Consider the following 22357-nt stretch of genomic DNA (forward strand, 5'->3'; position numbering starts at 1 on the left):
TCAGTAGCGCTCGAAACCGCGCTGCAATTCCCAATCGGTGATTCGCCGGTCGTACTCTTTCTGCTCCCACTCGGCGGTGTGCACGTAATGGTCGACCACCTCATCGCCGAACGCCTCGCGCAACATACTGGAGGTTTTGAGTGCGGCGCTCGCCTCGCGCAGGGTCTTGGACACTTCCGGCAAATGCTCATCGAGGTAGGCGTCGCCTTCGAACGGTGGCGCCAGGTCGAGCTTCTCGTCGATACCCGCCAAACCTGCCGCGATCAACGCGGCGAAGGCCAAGTAGGGATTGAGGTCGGCACCGCCGATGCGGCATTCGATGCGGATGGCCTTGCTGCCTTCGGCACACAAACGGAAGCCGGCGGTGCGATTGTCGCGGCTCCACACCGCCCGCGTCGGCGCAAAGGTGCCAGCCTGGAAGCGCTTGTAGGAGTTGATATAGGGCGCGAGAAAACAGGTGATGTCGTTGGCATACTTGAGCTGCCCGGCGACCCAGGCCCGCATCAGTTTTGACATGCCGAACTCGGCTTTTGCGTCGAAGAACAGCGGCTTTTCGGCGTTCTTGTCCCACAACGAATTATGGATGTGACTGCTGGAACCGGCAGCGTCGTAGCGCCACTTGGCCATGAACGTGATCGCCTTGCCCTGCAACTGCGCGATCTCCTTGCAGGCGTGCTTGATGATGACGTGGTGGTCGGCCATGGTCATGGCATCGGCGTAGCGGATGTTGATCTCTTCCTGCCCCGGGCCCCATTCACCCTTGGAGTTTTCCACGGGAATGCCCGAGGCCTGCAAATGCTTGCGAATCGCCCGCAGCACTGGCTCTTCGCGGGTGGTCTGGAGGATGTTGTAGTCCTCGATGTAATGGCCGGCGGTCTTCGGTTTGTGATAGTTGCGCTGGTGGATCGCCTCGTAACTCTCGTCGAACAGATAGAACTCCAGTTCCGAGGCAAACATGCCGGTATAGCCGCGCTCGCGCAGGCGCTCGACCTGCTTTTTCAGAATCGCCCGAGGGCTGTGGGGCAGGTCCTGGCGATGGTGATGATCGAGCACGTCGCACAGCACCAGTGCCGTGCATTCAAGCCAGGGCACGCGCCGCAGAGTGGACATGTCGGGCTTGAGCACGAAATCGCCATAGCCCTTGCTCCAACTGGCCGCGGCGTAACCCGGCACCGGCTCCATGTCGATGTCATCGGCCAGCAGGTAGTTGCAGCAGTGGGTTTCTTCGTGGCCGCTGTCGATGAAAAACTCGACCTGGAAGCGCTTGCCGACCAGGCGTCCCTGCATGTCGACCATGCAGACCAGCACGGTATCGATTTCGCCGGCAGCCGCGGCGCGCTTGAGTGCATCAAAGCTGAGGAGGGGCTCGGTCATCACGGCAATCCTGCGTGAAGGGTTTGGGCCAGTCTGGGATAGCTGTTGCAGACGCTCTCCAGAAAAAACCAAAACCTGCAGAACCGAGCATCATGAGCAACGAGTTGCTCAAAGCTTAGCCTACCCTGTAGGAGCGAGCTTGCTCGCGAAGGTCGTTAACGATTACGCGTGATTACTGGCTAAACGCGGTGCTCTTGAGTTCTTCGCGAGCAAGCTCGCTCCTACAGGTTAGCTACCTTCACTCTGGCAATCCCGCCAGCCGCAGTCCATCGACGAAACGGGCGAAATCCTCGGGCCGTTGAATGGGCAGCCAGCCCTTGAGGGTGCCCAGGCGCAAAGAAGAATCCAGCTTTTGCAGACGTTGCATCGCCCACTTCGCTTTATCCATTCGACTGCCAAGCGCATGACTGGCCGCCACCAGCGCCGCCGCGACCAGCAGGCTGGGCAGGTTGCCCAGGGCCTTTTCCGCCCAGTCCGCAGCGGCATCGAAGTGCCCGGCGAAGAAATGCGCGAGCGCCATCCCGACCTGCATCCTGAACATTTCCGGATCCAGCGGACTCAAGCGAACGGCATGCTGCAAATGCTCGATGGCAGCGTCCGTTTCACCGTGCAGCGCCCGCAGGATACCGCCCAGAAACCAGGCGGGGGCGAGGTTGGGATTGAGCAGGCGCGCCCGGTCGAGCAGTGCAATGCCGGCGTCGACTTCGCCAGCGAGATGAGCAAGGGCATGTCCGCCGCGCGTCAGTGCAACCGCATCATCGCGGCCAAGGGTTACTGCCAGACGCGCCAGCCGTATGCCCTCGGCGGTTTCCGCAGGCCGATCGCCCATCCAGCCATTGAGCTTGCGCCAGAAATGGCACCAGGCAGCCATGCCATAGGCCGAGGCAAACTCCGCATCGAGTTCGATGGCCTGGTAGAACATCGGCAGCGCCTGCTCGATGGCTTCCCGGCTGCCGCTGTGCAGTTTTGCCATGCCGCGCAGGTAGTAGTCATAGGCGTCCAGGCTTTCCGTCGGCTTGCGCTTGGCGCGTTCGATTTCCGCCCGTTCCAGTTGCGGCGCGATCGCGCCGACGACGCTCTCGGTGATTTGGTCCTGCAGCTCGAAGATGTCGTCGAGCAGGCCTTCGAAACGCTCCGCCCAGATGTGCGCTCCGCTCGTCGCATCGATAAGTTGCCCGGTAATGCGCAGCCTGTTCCCGCACTTGCGCACGCTACCTTCGAGCACGTAGCGAACGCCCAGCTCCTGGCCAACGCCCTGGGCGTCCACCGCCTGGCCCTTGTAGGTGAAGCTCGAATTGCGCGCGATGACGAACAGCCAGCGGATACGCGACAGGGCGGCGATGATGTCCTCCACGACGCCATCGGCGAAGTATTCCTGCTCCGGATCGCCGCTCAGGTTCTGGAAGGGCAGGACGGTGATCGAGGGTTTGTCCGGGAGAGCAAGGGTAGCGGAGGAGATTTGTTTCGTGTCAGCGCTCGAGCGTTCATTGATGTCAGGCTGTCGCGCTTGCCCGGTCATGTTGCCGTTGATCTGGCCAACGAAGCGGTAGCCCTTGCGGGCGACGGTGCGCACCAGGCGCTGCTCTTCACCGGTGTCACCGATGGCCTTGCGCACCGCATTGATGTGGCTGGTGATCGTCGATTCGGAAACGATCCGGCCGCTCCACACCGCCTTGAGCAATTCGTCCTTGCTGAGGACCCGATCGGGATTGCTGACGAACAGCAGCAACAGGTCGAAGACCTGCGGGCCGACGGCCACGACCTGCCCGCGCAAGGTCAGCTCCCGGCGCTCCTGATCGAGTACGTAGTCTTCAAACGCGAATGACAAGATGAGCATCCCCTGGCGAAGCGCCCTCAACGCCGTGTCCCAGGCGGCTGGCGGTTGGTAACTGGGGAGGATGATACGGCAGCTCGACACCCGCTGCACCGTCCGCGCCAGGGTGTGCTGGACGAACAGCCTCTTCTTTGGACATAAATCCAAGCGTTCGCCAAGGTAAACCCAAGCTCGGCGCAAGGACTTGCCTCACCCGTGCAGGCAATCTCTCTCTACACCGACGCAATGGTTGCAGTCGACAAGTGGAGAAAAGTCATGAAGATCGTCGTCATCGGAGGCTCCGGCCTCATCGGATCGAAACTTGTGAACACCCTGCGCGAGCGCGGCCATGATGCGCTCGCCGCCAGCCCCAGCACGGGCGTGAACAGCATTACCCGCGAAGGCCTGGCCGCAGCGATGGATGGCGCTGATGTGGTGGTCGACGTGGCGAACGCGCCGTCGTGGGAGGACCAGGCCGTTCTCGATTTCTTTGAAACGTCGAGCCGTAACCTGCTGGCCGCCGAAGCCGCGGCCGGGGTTCGTCATCATGTTGCCCTGTCGATTGTCGGCAGCGAACGGCTTCCCGATACCGGCTATTTCCGCGCCAAGGTCGCGCAGGAAGCCCTTATCAAGGCGTCCGGCATGCCTTACACCATTGTGCGTGCCACGCAGTTCTGCGAGTTTGCCGGCGGCATTGTCCAGTCGTTCACCGTTGGCGATGAGATTCATGCTTCGCCGGCGCTGATCCAGCCGATTGCGTCCGACGACGTGGTGGCGGCGTTGGCCGATGTCGCTCTGGCAGCACCGGTCAATGGCACCGTTGAAGTCGGCGGCCCGGAAACCATGCCGATCGACGAAATGGCCAGGCGCTTTCTGCGAGCGACCCAGGACAACCGCAAGGTCGTACCGGACGTGCACGCGCGTTACTTCGGTGCCGTGCTCAACGATCAATCGCTGGTCACCGGCAAGAACGCACGCCTGGGCGCGATCCGCTTCGACGACTGGCTGGCCCGGTCGACAGCGCAGTAACGGCTCGCACCCTCGCATTTCCCTACGCATCCAGGAGAAATCCCATGGTTACCCGATTGCTAATGGCCGCTGTCTTTGCAGCACTTTCGATCAGCGCCGCATCGGCCGCCGAGCCGCCCCACGGCAAGGTCACGGTGGTGTTCGACCGCCCCATTCCCAACATCCCTGGCAAGAGCATGAGGGGCGTGGTCGTCGAGTATGGGCCGGGTGCCGCGTCACCGGCCCACACCCATCCGAAAACGGCCTTCATCTATGCAACGGTGCTGGAGGGCGCGTTTCGCATCCAGGTCAAAGGCCAGCCGGAAAAGATCTACAACGTCGGCGAAAACTTCGTAGAGGAGCCGGGTTCCGTGCACCTGGTCAGCGCCAACGCCAGCGACACCCAACCGGCGCGCCTGTTGGCGGTGTTCGTCCTCGACACCGAAGAAAAGGTGCTCGTAACGCCGATCAAACAGTGAGCCGATCAACGCGCTCATGAAGGCTCGACAGCCGGGCGGCAGACCCTGCCGCCCGGCTGTCTGGTTCTTGGCACTGAACAGGAAATGAAAAAATGAACTCGCTCCAGGACAAGGCCGCCATTGCCACCGGCGCAAGTAGCGCAACGCCTGTGGTCGTGGTGCGGCGAAGCAAGCGCAAGACCATCGGCCTGTTGCTGTGCGTCGCGGCCTTGATGGTCGTGGCGGCTTGGGGAGCCCTGGCGTTTTCCAGTGGCGTGACCTCGACCGACAATGCCTATGTCCGCGGGGATGTCACCTCGCTCGCCGCCAAGGTGGCCGGCTATGTCACGGCGGTAGAGGTCCGGGACAACCAGTCCGTGCGTGCTGGTGATGTGCTGTTTCGTATCGATGACCGCGACTATCGCGCCAAACTCGCGCAAGCCGAGGCCAATGTCAGCGCCGCCCAGGCGCGCCTGACCCATGTCGATGCGCAGATCCAGCTTCAGCATGCGCTGATCAGGCAGGCCGAAGCACAAAGGCGCTCGGCCACCGCCGACATGAGCCTGGCGGCCAAGACTCACGACCGCAGCCGCAAACTGATCGTCAGCAATGCGGTGAGCCAGGCCCTGGTCGATGAAACCGGCACGGCGCAATCCAGAGCCGTGGCCTCGGTGTCGGCCGCCTCGGCCACGGTCGAGGCGCAACAGCAACGCATCGCGGTGTTTGTGGCCGAGCGCGAGGCTGCCGTGGCCGCCGTGACCCAGGCACAGGCCGCGCGAGATCTCGCCCGGATCGATCTCGATCACACCGTGGTACACGCGCCGGTGGATGGCGTGGTCGGTAACCGTCAGGTTCGCCTCGGTCGTTTCGTCACGCCGGGCGTTTCCCTGCTCGATATCGTGCCGGTCAACGATGTGTGGGTCGTGGCGAACTTCAAGGAAACCCAGCTCGAACATATCCGCCCCGGTCAGTCCGTGCGCGTCACGGTCGATGGCTACCCCGATGCGGCACTCGATGGCGTGGTCGACAGCTTTGCACCGGGCAGTGGCTCGGCGTTCAGCCTGCTGCCGCCCGACAACGCCACCGGAAACTTTGTGCGTGTCGTGCAGCGCGTGCCGGTGAAGATCCGCCTGGCCCACAATCCGCTGCCGGGGCGCATCGTACCGGGCCTGTCCGCGCGGGTGGAGGTTGCGCAAGGGGCCGGTTCATGAAAAGCGCCAGACTGAGCCGCGTCAGGACAACGAATGGCGTGCTGCTCATGGTGGGCATCGTGCTGGCGACGTTGACGGAGGCGATCGCCAGCACCGTGCTGGCCCTCGGCCGCAGCGACATCATCGGCGACACCTATGCCACACCTGACGAGTTCGCCTGGCTGGATGTCGGCTACATCGCGTTCAAGCTGATCGGGTTCATGCTTGCCCCTTGGCTGATGCAGCGGTTTTCCGCGCGCAACGTGATCATCGGCGCCACCCTGGTCATGGGCCTGACGTGTTGCGTGGCCGCTGTTACCGCCCGGCTGGAGCTGCTGATCGCACTGCGCATCCTGCAAGGCTTCGCTGGCGGTACTTTGTTGGTGGCGGGTCAGGCGCTCATTTTTCGCGGTTATCCGCGGGGCCTTCAGCCGATCCTGCAAGCCCTGTTCGCCATGGCGGCCGTGGTCGCGTCGGCGACCCTCGCACCGGCCCTGCAAGGGTGGTTGATCGACAGCCAGTCCTGGACCTGGATTTTCTTCAGCGTGGTGCCGCTGGCCCTGGCGGCGACGGGCCTCTTGCTCATCGCCGACCACCCCATGCCCGCCAGGGTCCGGCAACATTCGTTTGACTGGCTCGGCTGTGCACTGATCGGTGCTGCGCTGTTGTGTTTCACCTACGTGCTCAGCCAGGGCAGCCGCTGGGATTGGTTCGATGAGCCGCGGATCCTGATACTGACGGTGCTCGGCGGCGCCGCGCTGCTGGCCTTTCTCGGCCAACAGATCTTGGCCAACGGCCAGGGGCTGCTCGACTTCAGCCTGTTCAAAACAAGCGATTTCACCTTTGCCTTTTGCGTCAGTTTCGTCGCCGGAGCCGCGCTGTTTGGCAGCGCCTACCTGATCCCGGCGTTCGCCCTGTCGGTACTCGCGTTCACACCGACCGATGCCGGCCTGCTCCTGTTGCCCAGTGGCGGTTTTTTTGTCGGCTCGTTGCTCATCGCTGCCTGGTTGATCAAAGTCCGCCGCCTGCCGCCGGTGGCGACCGTGCCCTTGGGCATCCTGCTGATCATGGCGGCGATGTGGATGCTGTCCGGCTCCACCAGCGAAAGCGGCGCCGGCGACATGATGGCGGCCATCCTGTTGCGCGGCCTGGGCCTTGGCTTCCTGTTTCTGTCGATCACTCTGATCGCCTTCAGTCACCTCAACAGCCGCAACCTGGCCAGCGGCATCGGCCTGTTCAATACGGGGCGGCAACTGGGTGGCTTGATGGGCGTCGCGGGGCTACAGACCTTGATCGACCATCAGGTTGTCAGCAATGGCGTGGTCCTCGGCGCCAACGTCACCCCGGGAGGGCACGCGCTCATCGAACGACTGATGACCACAACCGCGATGCTGGCGGGGAAGGGCATGGATCAGGTGGCCGCTGGCCGGGCAGCCACCAGCCTGCTGGGCAAGGCGGTGTCAGGTCAGGCCACGGTGATCGCCTTCGATACGGCGTTCTTCGCCGTGACCCTGTTGTTCGCCTTTGCCGCGCCCATTCTGGTCGCCATCAAGATCGGTCTCTCGCGACACGCGAAAGTGCACGGACAACCAACGAATTGATGGCCCGCACGAAAAAGCCCGGCGGGTGAGGCCGGGCTTTTCGTTGAGTCCTGCGGTAAAGCACTGCATTCAGACAGCGCGGCTTTCGATCAGACGATCCGAACCGCCTTCAGCGACACGGTTTTGCAGGAGCTTGTCGGAACCGCCTTCGGCAACGCGGTTTTGCAGGAGCTTGTCGGAACCGCCTTCGGCAACGCGGTTTTGCAGCAGCTTGTCGGAACCGCCTTCGGCGACGCGGTTTTGCAGGAGTTTGTCGGAACCGCCTTCGGCAACGCGGTTTTGCAGCAGCTTGTCGGAACCGCCTTCGGCAACGCGGTTTTGCAGCAGCTTGTCGGAACCACCTTCAGCCACACGATTCTCGATCAGGCGATCGGAACCACCCTCGGCCACACGGCTTTCAATCAGACGATCCGAGCCGCCTTCAGCGACCACAGGTTGAGCAGAGGTAGCGGCGAAAGCGTTAACTGCGAAAACCGAGAAAGCGATGCTGAGGAGGGTCTGGCGTTTCATGATGGTGTGCTCCGGGGTGCTTATGGGTTGGTATGGAGCAGATGTTACGCCGGGGATTTTTTAAGAGAACTTCATTGAAATGATGGTGACTATCGATGCAGTCAATGGATCGAACACCGTGTGTGCAAACACTGCTTTTTGTGGCGAGGGAGCTTGCTCCCGCTGGGTCGCGCAGCGGCCCCAAATCGAGGACTGCTACGCAGTCCAGCGGGAGCAAGCTCCCTCGCCACAAAGTTATCGCAAGGCAATCAGGCTTCGCTGATCTGGCTCACGCTGGTGATCTGCCCATTCCAGACCATCTCGTAATGCGCCGCCTGCACAATCGACGAAACCGGCCTCGGCGTCATCAACGCCCAACAATGACTGCCCGGCATGCGCACCGAGTGATAACGCAGCCCCGAGCAACCTGTCTTGCGAACATCCAGGCCAAGGCGCCGGGCGTCGCTGTAATCGTCCGGCGCATACACCGGATCGGTCAGCGGCAGGGCGGTGGCGTCCTTTATCCCCCCATCATCAAACGAGCACGCCAATCCCCGAAACACAAACCGCTCATAGTTCAGGCTCGGCACCTTCGACCAATACAGCGCCTGGTGATGCCGGACCTCGGCCAGCGCCGCTTCCATCGAATCCGCCAGGTACAACACGCCAAAACTGCCGTCACTGAAGCGCGAACCCGCCGGGTTGACGTGGGTAAAGGGCGCAATGGCGTATGAGCAGCCCGCAATCCCGAACGGAATCTCGCTGCGCGCAATCAACTCAAGCTGTCCCAGCTCATTCTTCAACCGCGGATTGGTCAGCGCCTGAATCTCGAACAACAGCTCGAACTCATCCGCGTCCGCCACATCATCAAACAACGCAATCGGCGGAAACTTCGAATTGACCAGGCGATAAGCCTGCAACGACTGACCGGCAAACACCGCCAGCTCACTGGCCATCACCATTGCGCACCCCGTAGCATGTCGATGCGGCGGAAGGTTTCATACAACGCAATCATGTCGCCCTGAGCCATGATCTCCAGCGGCGAACGCCCGTTGAAAAACTCGTTGTCATTGGCCATCGAGGCAAAGCCGTAGACGTTGTCCGGGTTGTCGAACACCAGCCGCAACGTCGCGTGAATGTTCAGCACAAAACTGATGCGCTGCATCTGGTCCGCATCCAGCGCCACCGCCCAATTCGGGTCACGCTGCCGGGCGCGGGTGTAGGTGCTGCGGGAAATACGCAGGATGCGACAGGCCTGGTCGCTGGTGGCTTTCCACTTTTCCAGAATACCCACGGCGGCACGCAGGCCGGTGACGCACTGGTTTTTGCTGAAGGATTGGGGTTGCAGGGGGACGGCCATGTTTGTGTCCTTTGGTTGCATCTATAGATTCAAATGTAGATTTATTGAGTCTGTAGAGCAATATTGGTGCGACGGATGGGCCTAACATGTCAATGCAATTGGGCCGTGATTTTGCTGAAGCTATGTGTTACTGAAACCGACGATGCAGGTCTGGAAAGACATCCTGGGCAAACCAGGCGGGCAGGCCGGGGGGGGGGGGGAACCGGGTCCAGCCAGGATTTCGAGGTGAATAAGGACATAGCAGTTTGTATCGCCAGAATTGTCTTCACATTTTATTTCATATAGAAAATCGTTTAAAAAGCTTTATTTTGTTGGTTTTTATATGGATTTGTGGAGCTTTTTAACTGAGCTGCCTTCACGTTTTATTTCACAATTTTATTTAAAAAACTCCAGGATTCTGGAATGCCAATCGCCAGCAAATACAAATCAGGCGCCCGTATTTACTTCGCTGCGACGCCCTCAAGTAGCGCCTGCACTTGCCTGGCCTGCGGGTTGCCCGCCGCTTTTCCATTGGGAATAAACGCCGCGCCCACGACTGCATCACTGATGAAACGTCCGCCCCGGTGCATCCAGCCGAGTCGCAATAGGCGGCAAACGCCGACTGCTCAACGCCAGCGTCTGCACATCATCCGCCGTGTTCTGCGCAATGCTCTGCACCGACTGCAAGCGCCCGACAAGCTCCCTCGCCACAGGTCTTTTAACGCGGAGCCATTTAAGCAAATCGATTGCCGGCGTGGTCGAGGTGTATTTGAGAAACCGTGGAGAGCGTAGCCCTTGGCCGTCATTCCAGGCGGGTACGACGTCGCTTGTGGAAAAACAATGTCCGATATAGAGGCAAGTAATGCCGAAGTGATGGGGGAGTACGACAGACTCCATTGCAAAGTCTGTGGTACACCCGAGGCAATTACGATTTCTTCGGCGGATAGTTGCCGCGCAAGCGACCGGACTTGTTGCCGGTTTTGCTCGGCAGGCTCGGCACAACCGGACGGGATCTGGGTTGGGGGTTGGAGCGGCTTTGGGGTTGAGGTTGTTTGCTCATGATTCGCCTCCTGAATTTTCAGGGTTTCGCGAAATGGTTTACTGATGAAGTTTAGCTAATTGACTGTGGGCTGGGTCGTTTGGCTCTTGGGGCGTGTGTTGTGAGCGATCGGCTTTTCTTTTTCAGCCCCATTGATAGACCCCCTTACGCAATCCTCGGATTTTGCCTACAACTTCGGCAGGAATAACCCGCTATTCCAAAGATGAAAAACGGGAAATATTGACGGCGCAGAAAGGGGGGGATCACCGGTCGTTCGGGGAGAACCTGTTGAACAGCAAGCCCGAAGGGATGATCCATGCTACAAAACGACCGCGACAATCTGGAACTCGATAAACTGCAACTCGAAATCCGAAGGTCCATGGCCGAAACCCGAAAACTCACGGCAGAAGAGCGCAAGTTCAGGCAAGAGACCTTCTGGTACCCGATCGCGGTGGGGGCTGGTATGGTGACCGCTATCGTTGCCGCTGTCAGCCTTTGGGCGAAGTTTTGAGCATTCGTACCCGCCACAGCAGACACGACTCGTGACCCACACAGGAAGTAGCAGCATGTCCACGCAACCTACGAATCAAGCCAGCATTGAACAACTGCACCGCGACGTTGCAGCTTTTGTCGAGGAGATGCGTAGTCCCGCCCCGAACGCGATCCGCTCTGCTGTGGTGCCGTTCAGCATCGGTGCCGCGCTGGCACTGGCAATCTTTGTTGTCGCCGCCATCGTTGTCCGACTGCTCTAGTCCTTTGCCCTCCCGCCGTCCTCAGCTGTCGTTGAGGACAGACAAAAAGAAGAACACAGACGCCTTCGACACCCAAATGTAGTCACTCTCCCACCTGCGCCCGCAACCGCCGGCCAATCACATCCATCAAATCACAACCATCGCGCAACGGAATGACCAGCAGTTTGCAGAAGTCCTCCAGCACCACCGTGTCGCAACCGAGTTCGGAGCGATAGGCGATATTTTCCAGCACCTGTGTGACCGTGCGAATCCGGTAATCCGCCGTGGCTTGCAGAACGTCGAGTGGGGCTTGGGTGTCGATGAGCAGGGAGGCCGGAACCAGGTCGATTCCGGTGAGAGGCATATATCGATTCATTGTGAAGATCTCTGTTTGATTGGCTCAAGGCCGTCACGCAGTCGTCGCCAAACGATTGGGTGGCAGCTGTGCGCAGGTTGGCGAACCGGCACAGAGAAAACCGGCAGACCCGAAGGCCTCCCGCGCACAGCCGCCATGACAGCGGCTTTGCGGGTGCGATGATACCTGCAATGAAGCGGATAGCCTTCGCATTCTCTGAAGTCAGGTCGCCAAACCCGAATCGCCTTTTGGGCGACGGCGCCGACTATAAGCCGCATGAGTTCAGCGCGGGAAGGTGAGGCATTCCGAGCTTTGTGTAGGACCGGTGACGATGAATCTTCAGACCTTTCACATCTCATCACTGGAAATGTAAACACAGACCTGAGATGTTCACCGCCCCTTGGTTTCAGCCACCAACGCTATCCTTAATCATCGCTCTCACCGTCGAGATGGACCTTCCCGAATGCAAACCCCACCCCCCCAACGCCCCCTCTGGAAAACCTACCTGCTTTTCCTCGCCCCGATGGTCCTGTCGAACTTTCTGCAATCCATGTCCGGCACGGTCAACAGCATCTACATCGGCCAGATGCTTGGCACCCAGGCGCTGGCGGCCGTGTCGGGGATGTTTCCCATCGTGTTTTTCTTCATCGCCCTGGTCATCGGCCTCGGCGCCGGCGCGGGGGTGTTGATCGGGCAGGCGTGGGGTGCGCGGGAGACGCATCTGGTGAAGGCGATTGCCGGGGCGACGTTGTTGTTGGGGGTGTTGATCGGGTTGGTGGCGGCGGTGGTGGGGAGTGTGTTTGCGCGGTCGGCGTTGGAAGGGTTAGGGACGCCGGCGGATGTGCTGGACGATGCGGTGGCGTATGCCCATGTGATGTTGTGGATCATGCCGTCGCTGTTGGTGTTTGTGTTGTTCACGCAGTTGTTGCGTGGGGTCAGTGATACGTTGTCGCCGTTGTTGGCGCTGGTGGTGTCGACCATGGTGGGGTTGGCGTTGACGCCAGCGTTGATTCGCGGCTGGTTGGGTTTTGCGCCGATGGGGATTCAGAGCGCGGCGGTTGCCGGGTTGGTGGGTAACCTGGTGGCGATGGGGTTGTTGGCGTGGCGCTTGCTTGGCAAGGGGCATCCGCTGGCGCCGGACCGTGAGTTCTTTGCGGCGATGAAGCTGGACGTGGCGATTCTCGGCAAGGTGCTGCGCATCGGTTTGCCCACCGGGTTGCAGATGGTGGTGTTGTCGCTGTCGGAGCTGGTGATTCTGGCGCTGGTGAACCAGCACGGTTCCCAGGCGACGGCGGCTTACGGGGCGGTGACGCAGATCGTCAATTACGTGCAGTTCCCGGCGCTGTCGATTGCGATTACCGCGTCGATCCTCGGGGCGCAGGCGATCGGGGCCGGGCGCATCGAGCGCATGGGACCGATTTTGAAGACCGGGCTGATGATCAATGTGTGCCTGACCGGTGGTCTGGTGGTGTTGGGGTATTTGCTGTCGCACTGGTTGCTGGCGTCGTTCCTCACCGAAGAGGCGACGCGGACCATGGCCCGGCACCTGTTGCACATCATGCTCTGGAGCCTGTTGGTGTTCGGCTTCCAGGCGATCATCGGCGGCATCATGCGTGCCAGCGGCACGGTGATGGTGCCGGTGGCGATTTCGATTGTGTGCGTGGTGGGCGTGCAGTTGCCGGCGGCGTATCTGCTGGATGCGAAGTTCGGGTTGCAAGGGGTGTGGATGGCGTTTCCGGTGGCGTATCTGGGGATGCTGGTGTTGCAGACGCTGTATTACAAACTGGTGTGGCAGCATCAGAAGATTGAGCGGTTGGTTTAGTTGGTTTTTTGATTGCCTGTTCGCGATTGTGGTGGTTCAGTGGTGTAGATGTTGACTGTGCTGACGCTTTCGCGGGCAAGCCCGCTCCTACAAGGGTAGTGGTGTTCGTAGTACTTGTGCACGACAGGCATGCCTGCCTGGGGAGGTTTTAAATGAGCCCCTTGTCCCATTCCATCCTGCAAGACCGGCCAGCGGCCGGGCGGCGTTTGGTAGAGCCGCTGCTGCCTTACGCCAATCGCCCCGATGTGATCGTTCTGGCCTTGCCCCGTGGCGGCGTGCCGGTGGCTTATGAGGTGGCCACGGCGCTGAAGGTTCGCCTGGACCTGATGCTGGTGCGAAAGCTCGGCGTGCCGTCCCACCCGGAGTACGCCATGGGCGCAATTGCCAGCGGCGGTATCCAGATTCGTAATGAAGAGGCACTGCGCGTGCACCCGATCGATCGCGCCGCTTTCGACGCCGTGGTCGAACGGGAAAGCCGCGAACTGCTGCGCCGCGAGAAGGTCTACCGCGGTACGCGGCCTGCGGTGCTGCTCAAGGATCAGGTGGTGATCCTGATCGACGACGGCCTGGCCACCGGCGCTTCAATGAGGGCGGCGATCCAGGCGCTACGGGTGCAGGCGCCTTCGCGCATCGTGGTGGCGGTGCCGGTGGCGCCGATCGAGACGGTGCAGGCCCTGCGCAGCGAGGTGGATGAACTGGTCTGCCCGCTGATGCCCGAGTGGTTCACGTCGATTGGGTATTGGTACATGGATTTTACCCAGACCTCGGATGCCGAGGTGATTGAGCTGTTGCAGCGGGCGTGGCAGCGCGAGGAGTGCTGACGGCCATCTGCAGGTGGTCGCAAATTACCGCGTGAGGTGGAATAAACGCCGGTTGTTTGCTTAAGTCATTTTGATGCCACCCGACCTGTGCGGCACCCCAATTCAAGACGGGAGCCCTCCCGGAGAGTGCCATGAACCTTCGATCCGCGCGTTGCATCGCTCTGGCCGGAACGTTGGTGTTCGGCCTGGTGCAGTTCAGCCTGGCGCCGTTCGCTGAAGCCGTGGAATACAAGAAAGTGAACGCCAAGGCCAGCACCTTGAGTTTCACCTATCAGCAGATGGGTTCGCGAAGCTACGGCACTTTCGGCAAGTTCGAGGCCAATCTCGACTTCGACACCGATAACCCTGGCACCGCCCACGCCACGCTGACCATCGACCTCAACAGCATCGACGCCGGCAGCAGCGACGCCAACACCGAGCTGCAAAAACCGGCGTGGTTCGATACGGCGACTTATCCGGTGGCGACCTTCGAGTCGACGTCCATCAAAGCCCTGGGCAATAACCGTTACACCATCACCGGCAAGCTGTCCCTGCGGGGGCTCACTCGGGAGGTGACTGTGCCGGTGCAACTGAGATCAGAGAGCGCCATCGGCATCTTCGAGGGCCAACTGGTGCTCAAGCGTGACGACTTCAAGATCGGCGAGGGCGAGTGGGCGGACAGTGTGGTGTCCAACGAGATCAATATCCGCTTCCGGATGGTGGCGCCGCAGCGGTGACACGGGCTGAACGTTAACTTCCGGTCGACGACATTCCTCCTGTGGGAGCCTGCTCGCGAAGACGGCAGAGCTGTCGAAGTGATGTCGCCTGACACTCCGCCATCGCGAGCAGGCTCGCTCCTACATTTGATCCTTGGTGAATGCCAAATCTGTGTACGACGCCGATTCAATGGTGGGAGCGAGTACGCCGCATAAAAAAAGCGCCCGATCCACATTGCATGGACCGGGCGCCGATCAAACCGCTCTACTGCGCCACTATTGGCACCGTCACGGTTTTGCCGAAGGCTGATTTGACGGTCGCCGTCGGGTTGGGCGCCGGGCCACTGCCGACGGTCGTCACCGCTATATTCCAGCGCGCGCCCGTCGCCGTAGGCGTCAGGGTGGCGGTGCCAAGGTTCGCCGTACCGGTTGTGACCGTGGCAGTCGCCGTGATGGTGTTGCCCGTGCCACGCGAGGTGGTGCCGGACAGGACCCAATACCAGCGGCTATTGCTGCGAGCGGTGACGGTAGCGCTGGTGACGATCAGGTTCTCGACGACCGCTGCCGAGACCGCCACGGACACCGTCGCCGATGCCGACTCCGCGCCCTTGGCATCGGCTGCCTTATAGGTAAAGGTCGCGGTGAACGGCGCGGCGACCGTGGCCGGTGGTGTGTAGGTCACGCGCGTACCATCGGTGCTGACCACGCCCGTGCCGGAGTTCGGTTGCTCCAGCCCCACCACTCTAAGTGGCACGTTGCCGTCAGGGTCGGTGTCGTTGGCCAGGACGTTGATGATCACCGGTTGGCCGGTGCTGCTGACGGCGCTGTCGGGGTTGGCGATCGGTTTTTGGTTATCGCCATCGTTATTGGCACGGGTATCGCCAGTGCGGAAAGTTGGCAGCGCGGAGGAGTTGACGTAGGTGACGCCGTCCCAGCCGGGCAGAGGCGCTGGCATCAACTGGAACTGGCCGGGGTGCTCGATATCCCAGCGCAGCAGCATGGACGTGTCCTCGTGCTGAGTGTTGTGGCAGTGCTCCATATAGGTCCCGGCGAATTCCCGGAAGCGGATCGCCATTTCCACGTCCACCGAGCTGTCGATGCCTTCGCCGATGCGATAGACGTCCTTGCGCGCCCATTTTTCCCATTCCGGCGGTGGGTTGCCATCGCGGTGGAGGATGACCCCCTCTTCGAAGTGCACGTGCACCGGGTGGTTCCAGCCGTTGCCGCCGCTCTTGATTCTCCACACTTCCAGGGTGCCGTCGCCGGAGAACCCGGCAGGGGTCGGGCCGTTGGCCAGTTGCGGAGCGGCGCTGATGATTCGAGGGTCCATGGGGAAGCCGAATTGACCACCGTCGGTCTTGATCGTCCAGGGTGCTTCGTCGGTGCCGTCGGAGCGGCCGAAGATGAACTCGCGATGGCGCGCCACATTGAGCTTGGCCTGCATTGCTGGGTCGTCGCGGTTGATGGTCAGCGGGATCATGACCTTGCCGGCTGGTTTGCCCGGTTTGGCGGGTTCGTAGTCGGCGGGGTTCATGCTCACGTCCTGGCCGGCATAAGGCTGGACTACCATTTGCATGAACTTGCCCACCCCCGGGTCGCCGCCGGTCCATTCCAGCCCTTTGCTGCCCAGCTGGAGCACCGCCTTGTACGTCCCGGACAGCACGTCGGCCAGGCTCAGCAGTGTAGCCTCCGGCCCCTTGCCGTCGTGGTGCTCCATCAGGTTGACGAAGTACAGTTTGTCGCCGGTGTTGATCCCGTTTTTCGCGAAGTTGACGATGATGTCGTAACGCTCGGCGATCCCTATGGTGGGCAGGATGGCGTTGTGGTTCTGAGTGTTGCCATCACCTTCCAGGTCCATGCTGCCGTCGAACGGCACAGCATGTTCCATCAGGTTGCCGTCGTTGGCGATCAAGTGGAACGGCACGCGGCTATAAGACAGGCCGGAACCGGCCGGGCCGGGGAATTCGCCGCCGGTGCCGGCGACCTCACGCACCAGCGCGATCCTGAAGTAACGCGATACCGAGCCATTGAGGATGCGGAAGCGATAGCTGCGCGCCCGCACATTCAGGCGCGGCTGGTACTGCCAGTTGACCAGGACCTGATCGCCGAGGAAGCCGTCGGTGTTGAACGGGTTGAACCACAGCTGGCCGTTCTGATCCCAGGCCTTGTCGGCAATCATCAGGTTCACATCGTAGTCGCGGTTGCCCCAGGGCAATGCCGAGCCGCTGGGCAGGCGCAGGTTGACGCCGTCTTCGAAGGCTTCGTTACCGCGATCCAGGGCGCTGTAGTAATTCATCATCACCGCGTTGCCCTTGTAGACGTTCTGCGCGGTGAAATCGACCATGTGGTCATGGAACCAGTGGGTGCTCATGGTTTCGTGCCAGTCGCCACGGATCTTGATGCTGCCGTTGTTGCATGTCTTGAGGCCCGGCGTGGCATCGTTGACGAACAGGGTTTCGCCCGGGGCGCAGGGGAACGCCGCGCGCGGATCCTGGGCGCTGGTGTTGATGGTGTCGTAACCGGCCAACTGGATCGGCCAGCGATAGTCGTAGTACTGCCCCGGAAAGAAAAACGCACCGGAAAAGCCATCGCTTTCGGCCGGGGAGTGGCCGTTGTGTTCGTGGGTGGTGAGGGTGTGCAGGCCAAACCCCATGTTGGCCGCCGGATCGATCGGCAGGGCGTTGTAGTGGCGCATCAGCGCGGCTTGACCGTAACGCACCATCAACAGTTTTGGCGGAAAGGTGCCGTCGAAGGTCCAGAGCGCCTTGTGGTTCTGAATCGGCATGTTGGGGTGAAAACGGACATTGATGCCTTTGGTGGTGCCCGCAATGACCGGGGTAATCGAGGTCTGGTTGTACAGCCCGCCCGGCCCGAACTCACCGACGGCGTAGTTGTGCAACTGTCGGCGGTCGCGCATGCCGCTGTTGATCTGGGCGCCCGCTTGCGCGGTTTTGAAGCCGACCTGCGGGAAGAACTCGTTCCAGCGTTGGTGCGACCAGCCTTTTCCTGGCGGCCGACCTTCGGCCGGCGAGCCGACCGGATGGCGGTTGAGGAAGGCTTCGATCTGCGCTTTCCACGGGTTGCGGTCCAGCACGTTGGAAAACTGCGACGGAAACGGGAACAGCCCCGGCTGGCGCATGAAGGCTACCAGCGCTGTGGGCGAAGGACTGCTGCGGGCGATGTTGTTCGGGTCCTGCGTAGGTGCCGGGCCGACGAGCGGAACCGGGAAGGTCAAGGGCGGTGCCGGCAGTGTCGGGTCGAGTGTTTCCGTGCCGAATTCTTCGAATAACAGCAGTTGCTGCGTGTACGGCTGGGCCCCGAACAATGGGCTGGGTTTGCCATTGGTGGGGATTTTGAAGGATGTCTGCAGGGCTGGCGGCAGCACGTTGTCGGTCGTTGGCGTGGTGAGGCGGGCACCAAAAGCGCCATTGGGCAGGGCGATGGCGCCCTGGTAGACGGGTGGCATGGCCCGCAAGGCAGCCGCCGCGGCATCGAGGTCGGCCGGCGGGTTGCTAAACGCCGAGGGGTCCGTCGGGGGTGGCGGGCCGAAATCATCCAGCGGTACGGCATTGGCGGTGCCGAGGCTGATGTTGATCAGCATCACAGCGGCGATACTCGGTTTCAGGAAAAAGCCGAGCGACTTGAGGTTAGGTTTGTTTTTCATTTTGTTTCCCTTGGCGCGCGCTGGTGTGGCTGATATTCGCAATTCGCCCGTTGCAAGAGGTGCGCCAAAAGCGGGGGGGACGGGGGGGTGAAAAATAGCTGTTTGATATCAAACGCTTGATGGATTCGACTTTGGTCGTGGTGGCGCAGTGGGCGGGAATCCTCGATGTTGGGGGCTTCACCCACCCATTTCCCCCCCACTCACACCACAGGCGGGTGTGAGGGTGGACGCTCTCGCGAGCAGGCTCGATCCCACAGAAAAACCAGTTGTGGGCAAACCGCTGTCCCTCTGTGGGGACGAGCCGGCTCACGAAAAGCTCAGTTAGTCCAGCACAAAGTGTGCCGGACTCCGCTGCCAGCCTCGAAAACGCAACGCCACCAGCCATAAAGCAAACGCCGGCGACGCTCATGGCGCATGAATGGGGAATGTCTGTCCATCACCCTTCGGACCGCAGGTGTCAGGCGCGCTATGATAGGCGGCCCTTGCCCCCCGGAGCCCGTCACCGCAATGCCCCTGATCAGCCACTTCAAGACCCCGTGCCCCGAGCACATCAATAGCCAGATCCTGCAGATGGTGGTCGACAACCTGACCGACATCAGCATGGTCGCGATCCCGCCCAGCAACCTGCTGTACAACCTCTATCAATACGCGATCGGCTTTGAGGTGCACCTGTATCTGGAGGCGCTGAACGGTGAAAAGGGCATTGCCGTGGAGCTGATCGTTGCGACCGACGAAGACGACCCGCAAAAGGTGATTGGCTTTGTACTGTACCTGCCGGTGCAGGACGACCCCGAGGCGTGTGGCGTGGCGTACATGGCGGTGCAGGCCGAGTATCGGCGCCAGGGCGTGGCCCGGCGGATGCTGCGGGAAATGGTCGGCCGCTATCCCCATGCCGAGCTGACCTGTGCGGTGGCCAAGGTGCCGTATTTCGAGGCGATGGGCTTCGAGGTGGTGGGTGTGCGTGCGACCCAGGTGTTGATGAACACCCGCGACCACGCCACCGATGGCTTGATGGCGCTGCTGGATGTGGCGTCGATCTACAGCTCGCTGGAAGTGCGGCAGATTCACACCTATCTGCTGCAAAAGCATGGCAAACGGGCCATGACCGACGCGGAAAAACAGCGCGACCGGCATCTGGACCAGTTGACGCGCAAGGCCAATGAATTTGTGCGGGGGCGGTTGGGTGAAGATGCCGTACCGGCCGCCGGCCCTCGGTTACGCCTGGTCTGACCGCACTCTCCCAAACACCAAATATCCCCTGTAGGAGCTGGCTTGCCAGCGAAGGCGTCTGCAGCAACAGCGCATGACTTGAGGCTGCCTTCGCTGGCAAGCCAGCTCCTACAGGGGGTGGTTGTTCGCGAGAGCTGGGGCGGTGCTTAAGTCAGCTTCACATTCATGGTAATCCGCGCCGTGAACACCTTCTTGCCCTCGGCATCGTGAATGTCCACCGGCACGATCTTGTCGCCTTCGGTGGTCCAGTCCACCGCATCCCCCTCGGCCACCGCTGTCACATCGCTCTTGGCCTTGGCCAGGTATTCCACGGTCATGCCTTTGGGTATCCAGCGCGCGCCGGCGGGAATGGAAACGTCGGTCATCATCCCGGCGGCCAGCTCGGCGGCGTTGCACATTGCAATCGCATGCACCGTACCCAAATGATTGGTGATTTCCCGGGCAAAGGGCACCTGCACGGTGGCCGAGCCTTTACGCAAATCCTTGACCAGCGGGTTGATGGTGGAGAAGTAGGGCGCCACCTGGCAGGCCATTTGGCTGAACGCTTGCGGGCCTGCGCTGTTGAACATGCTGAGGAACTGACTCATTTTGATGCCTCTTGAGGATGACAGATTGCAGAATAATGCTCTGTAACGGAATATTATTCTGTTACTGAACAGTATTCTGTCGAAGAGAAAACTGTCAACCTAGCGCCACCTGTTCGTTGGCAATCGCCAGCCTCCACCGATGACTTTTCCGGACTGTTTTTACGCATGGAAACCACCGACCTGCTCGAACGCTGCTACCCCGGACGCCGCGCCGAACTCAAGCGCGACATCTTCAGAAAGGCCCTGGGCCTGTTCAACGAACTGGGGATCGAGGCCACCACCATCGAAATGATCCGCGCCGAATGCGATACCAGTGTCGGCGCGATCTATCACCATTTCGGCAACAAGGAAGGCTTGGTGGCGGCGCTGTTTTTTACCGCCCTTGATGATCAGGCGCGCCTGCGCGACAGCTACCTGGCTGATGCGCAAACCACGCAAGCGGGGGTGCACGCGCTGGTGCACAGTTATGTGGATTGGGTCGACAGCCAGCCGGAGTGGGCACGGTTCCAGTACCACGCGCGGTTTGCCGTCACCAAGGGGCCGTTCAAGGACGAACTCGCCACCCGCAACAAGACGCGCAACAAGCAGTTGCTGGAGTGGCTGGGAGCGCACGGCAATGAGCTGGGGAGCTTTCCGGCAGAATTGATACCGTCGTTGATCGTCGGCCAGGCAGACAGTTACTGCCGCGCCTGGTTGTCGGGCCGGGTCAAGGGCAGCCCGAAGGCGTACCGGGACATGCTGGCGCAGGCGGCATGGCGGTCGCTGTGCATCGCCGAAACCCACTGAAAATCCCCCTGTAGGAGAATTGTGTTGGTTTTCAGAGGTAAAAAAAGAGCCTCAAAGCTCTTGATGGGGAGGAAGTGGAGCCGAGAGGCTCAAGATGCGCGTGAAGCAGGCGGTGAGCTTGGTAGGGGTTCAGTGCACTCACCACCTACGCAGCGGCTTGAGCAAGCAAGCGGCTGCGCAAGTTCATCCTAAAAAGACCAAGTGTTGCACTCAAGTACCGCTAGTCGCATCCCCCGGCCAACCGGCGCGACGCAACGCCTTGAGCAAGGTTTCGACATCCAGCCCCGGTACCCCATGCCCGTTGCCTTCGGCGGTGTCGGCGGCGAGCAAGGCATTGATGATGGCTTCTTCCACGGCTTCGGTGGCGGCCAGGAACAGCTCGCTGATGTGATCGTTATTGACCATGCTCAGGTTGTCGGTGGTCGGTGCTTTCTTGCTCTCATAGGCGGCCGGCGGCACGTGTTCATTGCCGGTGGCGAAGGCGATGAAGATGTCGCCGCTGTGGTCTTCATTGCCGCCGCCGGTGCGGGCCAGGCCGAGGCTGGCGCGCTGGGCCAGGCGAGTGCACTGGTGCGGCAGCAACGGCGCATCGGTGGCCAGGCAGACCACGATCGAGCCCATCCCCGGGTGGGGCAGCGAGGCCTTGAGGAACGGCGAATCGACCTGTTCCATGTAGCGCCCGACCGGATACCCGTCAACGCGCAGTTCATTGCGAATGCCATGGTTGGCCTGGACAATCGCGCCGACCGTCCAGCCACCCTGGGCGCTGCTCAAGCGTCGCGATGCGGTGCCGATGCCACCCTTGAATTCGTGGCAGATCATGCCGCTGCCACCGCCGACATTGCCTTCGGTCACTGGGCCGCCCGCCGCCGAACGCATGGCCTGGGCCACGTGTTCCGGCTTGACGTGAAAGCCGTTGATGTCGTTGAGCAGGCCGTCGAAGGTTTCCAGTACCACCGGCATGTTCCAGTAGAGGCGCCCGTCATCCGGTTGCTGCTCGCGGTCGAGCACGATCAGCGCATCGCGCACCACGCCCAGGCTGTGGGTGTTGGTGAAGGCGATGGGGCTGGTCAGCAAGCCCGCTTCGCGAATCCACTCCAGCCCCGTGGCATCGCCGTTGCCGTTGAGCACATGCACGCCGGCAAAGCACGGCTGCTGGCTGGTGGAACCGGCACGCGGTTCGATGACTGTAACGCCGGTGAGGATGTCGCGGCCGGTGGCAGTGCGTCCTCGTACATTGCTGTGGCCGACCCGAACGCCGGGGACGTCAGTGATGGCGTTGAGCGGGCCGGGCTGCAGTTGGCCGAACTGGATGTTCAGGTCGCGGGCACGTGGTTTCATGGGTATTCTCATTT

21 protein-coding genes are annotated in these 22357 nt (G+C 61.2%); 11 read left to right on the top strand and 10 right to left on the bottom strand.

The annotated features are described in order from the left end of the window. The gene (locus KW849_RS17370) at positions 1–1374 is read right to left on the bottom strand and encodes a glutamine synthetase family protein (protein WP_218430534.1); all 1374 of its coding nucleotides are present in this window, start codon (positions 1372–1374) and stop codon (positions 1–3) included. A gap of 238 nt (positions 1375–1612) precedes the next feature. Continuing rightward, positions 1613–3202, bottom strand: a complete 1590-nt coding sequence (locus KW849_RS17375) for a winged helix-turn-helix domain-containing tetratricopeptide repeat protein (RefSeq protein WP_218430535.1) — start codon at positions 3200–3202, stop codon at positions 1613–1615. 261 nt (positions 3203–3463) lie between these two features. Between KW849_RS17375 and KW849_RS17380 the strand changes: the two genes are divergently transcribed. The 4 genes from KW849_RS17380 to KW849_RS17395 all read left to right on the top strand — a co-directional run bounded on the left by KW849_RS17380 (position 3464) and on the right by KW849_RS17395 (position 7444). Then, positions 3464–4216: an SDR family oxidoreductase gene (locus KW849_RS17380; protein WP_218430536.1), complete on the top strand. Its 753-nt coding sequence runs from the start codon at positions 3464–3466 to the stop codon at positions 4214–4216. 44 nt (positions 4217–4260) lie between these two features. Next, positions 4261–4674, top strand: coding sequence for a cupin domain-containing protein (locus tag KW849_RS17385; RefSeq protein WP_218430537.1), 414 nt, complete (start codon positions 4261–4263; stop codon positions 4672–4674). Positions 4675–4766: 92 nt separating this feature from the next. Further along, positions 4767–5864 carry an HlyD family secretion protein gene (locus KW849_RS17390; protein ID WP_218430538.1) on the top strand — a complete coding sequence of 366 codons (1098 nt, stop codon included), beginning with the start codon at positions 4767–4769 and terminating at the stop codon, positions 5862–5864. Next, the gene (locus KW849_RS17395; RefSeq protein ID WP_218430539.1) at positions 5861–7444 is read left to right on the top strand and encodes a DHA2 family efflux MFS transporter permease subunit; all 1584 of its coding nucleotides are present in this window, start codon (positions 5861–5863) and stop codon (positions 7442–7444) included. The genes KW849_RS17390 and KW849_RS17395 overlap by 4 nt, the downstream gene beginning before the upstream one ends. 69 nt (positions 7445–7513) lie before the next feature. Here the strand turns inward: KW849_RS17395 and KW849_RS17400 are convergent, their stop codons facing one another. The 4 genes from KW849_RS17400 to KW849_RS31375 form a co-directional block, all read right to left on the bottom strand. Further along, a complete protein-coding gene (locus KW849_RS17400; RefSeq protein WP_218430540.1) occupies positions 7514–7954 on the bottom strand; it encodes a phage infection protein in 441 nt (146 codons plus the stop codon). Positions 7955–8202: 248 nt separating this feature from the next. Beyond that, complete coding sequence (locus KW849_RS17405; RefSeq protein WP_218430541.1) at positions 8203–8895, bottom strand: RES family NAD+ phosphorylase; 693 nt, start codon at positions 8893–8895, stop codon at positions 8203–8205. Further along, positions 8889–9293 carry an antitoxin Xre-like helix-turn-helix domain-containing protein gene (locus KW849_RS17410; RefSeq protein ID WP_218430542.1) on the bottom strand — a complete coding sequence of 135 codons (405 nt, stop codon included), beginning with the start codon at positions 9291–9293 and terminating at the stop codon, positions 8889–8891. The genes KW849_RS17405 and KW849_RS17410 overlap by 7 nt, the downstream gene beginning before the upstream one ends. 904 nt (positions 9294–10197) lie before the next feature. Beyond that, a complete protein-coding gene (locus KW849_RS31375; RefSeq protein ID WP_256357258.1) occupies positions 10198–10332 on the bottom strand; it encodes a hypothetical protein in 135 nt (44 codons plus the stop codon). A 295-nt stretch (positions 10333–10627) separates the two neighbouring features. Here KW849_RS31375 and KW849_RS17415 point away from each other — a divergent pair, with 295 nt between their 5' ends. Next, positions 10628–10822, top strand: coding sequence for a hypothetical protein (locus KW849_RS17415; protein ID WP_218430543.1), 195 nt, complete (start codon positions 10628–10630; stop codon positions 10820–10822). Between the two features lie 55 nt (positions 10823–10877). Further along, complete coding sequence (locus KW849_RS17420; protein WP_218430544.1) at positions 10878–11063, top strand: hypothetical protein; 186 nt, start codon at positions 10878–10880, stop codon at positions 11061–11063. 82 nt (positions 11064–11145) lie between these two features. Here KW849_RS17420 and KW849_RS17425 read toward each other — a convergent pair whose 3' ends face one another. After that, positions 11146–11418 carry a hypothetical protein gene (locus KW849_RS17425; RefSeq protein ID WP_218430545.1) on the bottom strand — a complete coding sequence of 91 codons (273 nt, stop codon included), beginning with the start codon at positions 11416–11418 and terminating at the stop codon, positions 11146–11148. Positions 11419–11860: 442 nt separating this feature from the next. Between KW849_RS17425 and KW849_RS17430 the strand changes: the two genes are divergently transcribed. The 3 genes from KW849_RS17430 (at position 11861) to KW849_RS17440 (ending at position 14756) form a co-directional block, all read left to right on the top strand. Next, positions 11861–13219 carry an MATE family efflux transporter gene (locus KW849_RS17430; RefSeq protein ID WP_218430546.1) on the top strand — a complete coding sequence of 453 codons (1359 nt, stop codon included), beginning with the start codon at positions 11861–11863 and terminating at the stop codon, positions 13217–13219. Positions 13220–13371: 152 nt separating this feature from the next. Continuing rightward, positions 13372–14040 (top strand): phosphoribosyltransferase, encoded by a 669-nt coding sequence (locus tag KW849_RS17435; protein WP_218430547.1) that lies wholly within the window; start codon positions 13372–13374, stop codon positions 14038–14040. Positions 14041–14171: 131 nt separating this feature from the next. After that, a complete protein-coding gene (locus tag KW849_RS17440) occupies positions 14172–14756 on the top strand; it encodes a YceI family protein (RefSeq protein ID WP_218430548.1) in 585 nt (194 codons plus the stop codon). Positions 14757–15000: 244 nt separating this feature from the next. Here KW849_RS17440 and KW849_RS17445 read toward each other — a convergent pair whose 3' ends face one another. Further along, positions 15001–18399, bottom strand: coding sequence for an Ig-like domain-containing protein (locus tag KW849_RS17445; protein WP_218430549.1), 3399 nt, complete (start codon positions 18397–18399; stop codon positions 15001–15003). A gap of 507 nt (positions 18400–18906) precedes the next feature. On the opposite strand from KW849_RS17445, the gene KW849_RS17450 reads away from it, so the two are divergent. After that, on the top strand, positions 18907–19629 hold the full coding sequence (locus KW849_RS17450; protein WP_218430550.1) for a GNAT family N-acetyltransferase: 723 nt from the start codon (positions 18907–18909) through the stop codon (positions 19627–19629). Between the two features lie 146 nt (positions 19630–19775). Here the strand turns inward: KW849_RS17450 and KW849_RS17455 are convergent, their stop codons facing one another. Further along, positions 19776–20216: a hotdog fold domain-containing protein gene (locus KW849_RS17455; RefSeq protein ID WP_218430551.1), complete on the bottom strand. Its 441-nt coding sequence runs from the start codon at positions 20214–20216 to the stop codon at positions 19776–19778. A 165-nt stretch (positions 20217–20381) separates the two neighbouring features. Here KW849_RS17455 and KW849_RS17460 point away from each other — a divergent pair, with 165 nt between their 5' ends. After that, on the top strand, positions 20382–21002 hold the full coding sequence (locus KW849_RS17460) for a TetR/AcrR family transcriptional regulator (RefSeq protein ID WP_218430552.1): 621 nt from the start codon (positions 20382–20384) through the stop codon (positions 21000–21002). A gap of 210 nt (positions 21003–21212) precedes the next feature. Here KW849_RS17460 and KW849_RS17465 read toward each other — a convergent pair whose 3' ends face one another. Further along, positions 21213–22343, bottom strand: a complete 1131-nt coding sequence (locus KW849_RS17465) for a P1 family peptidase (protein WP_218430553.1) — start codon at positions 22341–22343, stop codon at positions 21213–21215. Between the last annotated feature and the right edge of the window lie 14 nt (positions 22344–22357).

The organism is Pseudomonas sp. PDM26 (assembly GCF_019219185.1).
Lineage (GTDB): Bacteria > Pseudomonadota > Gammaproteobacteria > Pseudomonadales > Pseudomonadaceae > Aquipseudomonas.

What these genes read in the sequence shown, in the direction of transcription:
- KW849_RS17420 (WP_218430544.1), top strand. Translation starts at nt 10,878, where the DNA reads ATGTCCACGCAACCTACGAATCAAGCCAGCATTGAACAACTGCACCGC.
- KW849_RS17440 (WP_218430548.1), top strand. Translation starts at nt 14,172, where the DNA reads ATGAACCTTCGATCCGCGCGTTGCATCGCTCTGGCCGGAACGTTGGTG.
- KW849_RS17455 (WP_218430551.1), bottom strand. Translation starts at nt 20,216, where the DNA reads ATGAGTCAGTTCCTCAGCATGTTCAACAGCGCAGGCCCGCAAGCGTTC.
- KW849_RS31375 (WP_256357258.1), bottom strand. Translation starts at nt 10,332, where the DNA reads ATGAGCAAACAACCTCAACCCCAAAGCCGCTCCAACCCCCAACCCAGA.
- KW849_RS17410 (WP_218430542.1), bottom strand. Translation starts at nt 9,293, where the DNA reads ATGGCCGTCCCCCTGCAACCCCAATCCTTCAGCAAAAACCAGTGCGTC.
- KW849_RS17425 (WP_218430545.1), bottom strand. Translation starts at nt 11,418, where the DNA reads ATGAATCGATATATGCCTCTCACCGGAATCGACCTGGTTCCGGCCTCC.
- KW849_RS17465 (WP_218430553.1), bottom strand. Translation starts at nt 22,343, where the DNA reads ATGAAACCACGTGCCCGCGACCTGAACATCCAGTTCGGCCAACTGCAG.
- KW849_RS17400 (WP_218430540.1), bottom strand. Translation starts at nt 7,954, where the DNA reads ATGAAACGCCAGACCCTCCTCAGCATCGCTTTCTCGGTTTTCGCAGTT.
- KW849_RS17395 (WP_218430539.1), top strand. Translation starts at nt 5,861, where the DNA reads ATGAAAAGCGCCAGACTGAGCCGCGTCAGGACAACGAATGGCGTGCTG.
- KW849_RS17385 (WP_218430537.1), top strand. Translation starts at nt 4,261, where the DNA reads ATGGTTACCCGATTGCTAATGGCCGCTGTCTTTGCAGCACTTTCGATC.
- KW849_RS17445 (WP_218430549.1), bottom strand. Translation starts at nt 18,399, where the DNA reads ATGAAAAACAAACCTAACCTCAAGTCGCTCGGCTTTTTCCTGAAACCG.
- KW849_RS17415 (WP_218430543.1), top strand. Translation starts at nt 10,628, where the DNA reads ATGCTACAAAACGACCGCGACAATCTGGAACTCGATAAACTGCAACTC.
- KW849_RS17430 (WP_218430546.1), top strand. Translation starts at nt 11,861, where the DNA reads ATGCAAACCCCACCCCCCCAACGCCCCCTCTGGAAAACCTACCTGCTT.
- KW849_RS17370 (WP_218430534.1), bottom strand. Translation starts at nt 1,374, where the DNA reads ATGACCGAGCCCCTCCTCAGCTTTGATGCACTCAAGCGCGCCGCGGCT.
- KW849_RS17380 (WP_218430536.1), top strand. Translation starts at nt 3,464, where the DNA reads ATGAAGATCGTCGTCATCGGAGGCTCCGGCCTCATCGGATCGAAACTT.
- KW849_RS17435 (WP_218430547.1), top strand. Translation starts at nt 13,372, where the DNA reads ATGAGCCCCTTGTCCCATTCCATCCTGCAAGACCGGCCAGCGGCCGGG.
- KW849_RS17405 (WP_218430541.1), bottom strand. Translation starts at nt 8,895, where the DNA reads ATGGTGATGGCCAGTGAGCTGGCGGTGTTTGCCGGTCAGTCGTTGCAG.
- KW849_RS17460 (WP_218430552.1), top strand. Translation starts at nt 20,382, where the DNA reads ATGGAAACCACCGACCTGCTCGAACGCTGCTACCCCGGACGCCGCGCC.
- KW849_RS17450 (WP_218430550.1), top strand. Translation starts at nt 18,907, where the DNA reads ATGCCCCTGATCAGCCACTTCAAGACCCCGTGCCCCGAGCACATCAAT.
- KW849_RS17390 (WP_218430538.1), top strand. Translation starts at nt 4,767, where the DNA reads ATGAACTCGCTCCAGGACAAGGCCGCCATTGCCACCGGCGCAAGTAGC.